Source organism: Limnohabitans sp. (genome assembly GCF_040401135.1).
Lineage (GTDB): Bacteria > Pseudomonadota > Gammaproteobacteria > Burkholderiales > Burkholderiaceae_C > Limnohabitans.
Map to the genome: position 1 here is coordinate 1 of NZ_JBBAOV010000062.1, position 2587 is coordinate 2587.

At 59.1% G+C, this 2587-nt stretch carries 2 protein-coding genes; both read left to right on the plus strand.

Translation table 11 applies throughout. From position 1 onward, the window contains the following. Window positions 1-140: 140 nt before the first annotated feature. Window positions 141-1664, plus strand: coding sequence for an IS21 family transposase (istA, locus tag ABWP81_RS11525; RefSeq protein WP_502905539.1), 1524 nt, complete (start codon window positions 141-143; stop codon window positions 1662-1664). After that, the gene (gene istB, locus ABWP81_RS11530) at window positions 1661-2506 is read left to right on the plus strand and encodes an IS21-like element helper ATPase IstB (protein ID WP_353141907.1); all 846 of its coding nucleotides are present in this window, start codon (window positions 1661-1663) and stop codon (window positions 2504-2506) included. Before istA ends, istB begins: the two co-directional genes overlap by 4 nt. The last annotated feature ends 81 nt before the right edge of the window (window positions 2507-2587 follow it).

Consider the following 2587-nt stretch of genomic DNA (forward strand, 5'->3'; position numbering starts at 1 on the left):
CCGGTCTGACGACAAACATCCTGGCCGGTGGTGAGGAGTCGAAGGCGGCGTAGCCGACGTAGACGACGATCCACCGGCCGCGCCGGCTTGCAGGGGGTTCAAGATGGTGGGCTTAAGTCTCAAACAGAGAGTTCAGCCCAGTGCCATCAACCCGAATCACCGATCAGCAGGTTTGCCTCTACATGAACATCCGTAAGAAAAAGACACAGGTGCTGGCTGCGGCCAAAGCCGGTATCAGCGAGCGCAGTGCGCGGCGCATCGATGGTGCCAGCACTCTTCCCACACAGACCCCCCGGCGCTATTGGCGCTCGCGGGTCGATCCATTTCTGCAGGTCTGGGACAGTGAAGTCTTGCCGCTGCTCAAAAGCGCGCCCAAGCTGATGGCCATCACCTTGCTGCGCCAGCTCCAGCACGACCACCCCAACGACTTCCCCGACGGCACACTGCGTACCCTGCAGCGTCATATTCGTCAGTGGCGCGCCATGGAGGGGCCCGCAAAGGAAGTGTTCTTCCCGCAGGCGCATGCACCGGGCCACCGTGGTTTATCCGACTTCACTTCCATGGGGGAGTTGCGCATCACGATTGCAAGTGTCCCGTTTGCGCACATTCTGTATCACTTCGTTCTTGCCTTCTCACGCTGGGAACACGTTGAAGTGGTCGAAGGTGGGGAGAGCTTTGAGGCCCTCTCCAAGGGATTGCAGAATGCCTTGTGGCAGGCTGGCGGCACCCCACAGGAGCACCGAACGGACAGCCTGTCGGCGGCCTTCAAAAATCTGACCGAGGAAGAGGACTTTACTGTTCGCTATACGGCACTGATTGACCATTACGGCATGGCCGCCACCCGCAACAACCGTGGCCTCAGCAATGAAAATGGCAGCGTAGAGTCATCCCACCGGTATCTGAAGGAGGCCCTGGAGCAAGCACTTCTTTTACGTGGACACCGCGACTTTGAGGACCGCTCGGCCTACGAGGGCTTTGTACGTGAGTGCGTGATACGACGTAATCGGCGCAACGCGGCGGCCTTCCAGATCGAGCGTGCGCAATTGCAGGACCTGCCCCAAAGGCGCACGACCGACTTTGTTGAAGACGAGGGTCGTGTCACACGTTCGAGCACCTTCACGGTGTGCGGCATCCTGTACAGCGCACCCTCGCGGCTGATTGGGCAGCGCCTGAAGGTGCGCTTGTTCAGCGATCACCTGGACTGTTATCTCTCTGGAGCGCTGGTTCTGAGTTTGGCACGTGGCACGCGCTCGCCCATTACCGGGCGTGGTCGGGTGATCGATTACCGTCACTTCATTGAAGCCCTCAAACGCAAACCCCAAGCGTTCAAGGGCCTGGTGTTCCGCGATGCACTGTTTCCGCGGGAGGCGTACCGCAGGACCTGGGAGCAGCTCGATGCCAAGCTGACCCAGCGCCTGGCCTGCCAAGCGATCGTGGGCCTGTTGGAGATGGCCGCCAACGATGGGGTGGAGGCTGTATTGGCTGTTCGGCTTGAGGCGCTTCTGGCAGCAGGGGTGCTGCCTGATGTCAAGCGTTTGCGCGAAGAGTTCACCCCGCGCAGGACCGAGGTTCGCCAGGTAACGGTTGAAATTCCTCCGCCCAGCATCTATGACGCGCTGCTGCCAAGCACACAAGCCACCGAGCAAGAAGAGGTGCTGGCATGAGCTCCCAAGCCTTCGAGCCAGCCCGAAACGCCTTGATGCTCAACGAACTTCGTCTGCCCACGATGGGCAGACTGTGGACGGAGTTTGCCCAGCGCTCGGACAAGGAGGGGTGGCCAGCTGGGCGATTTCTGAGCGCCTTACTGGAACACGAATTGGCAGAGCGGGCCAAGCGACGAATTGAACGCCACCGTGACGAGTCGCAGTTGGATACAACCAAGACGCTGGCGAGCTTCGAGTTTGCCGAGGTGCCAATGCTCTCCAAGGCCCATGTAATGGCGCTGGCCAGCGGGGATTCCTGGATCGATAAGGGGGCCACCATTCTGATCTTTGGCCCCCCTGGCGTGGGGAAAAGTCATGTTGCCTGCGGTATTGGTCATGCGCTGATCGACGCTGGGTACCGGGTGCTCTACACGCGCACCAGTGAACTGGTGCAGCGCTTGCAGAGCGCTCGACAAAACCTACAGCTGCCCCAAGCCCTGGTAAAGCTGGACCGCTATGACTTGATCATTCTGGATGACCTCTCGTACGTCCGAAAAGATCAGGCCGAGTCCAGCGTGCTGTTTGAGTTGATCTCCGAGCGCTACGAGCGACGCAGCATCCTGATAACGGCCAACCAGCCGTTCTCGGGATGGGACAGCGTGTTCCCGGATCCGGGCATGACGGTGGCGGCCATTGACCGTCTGGTACACCACTCCACAATCTTTGAGCTCAACAATGTTGAAAGCTACCGCAGCAAAGAGGCCCTTCGACGCCAGAGAGTTCAACTTGAAAACGACAAAGCAAATCGAAAACGTCAATCATCAAAAGACTGCGACAACCACACCAAGGAGCCAATGAAATAGACCACTAAACAACGACATTCATCCCCCTAAACCGGCCAAGATGATTGTCGCTGGACCGGCCATGCTGGTTGACGCCGTCCA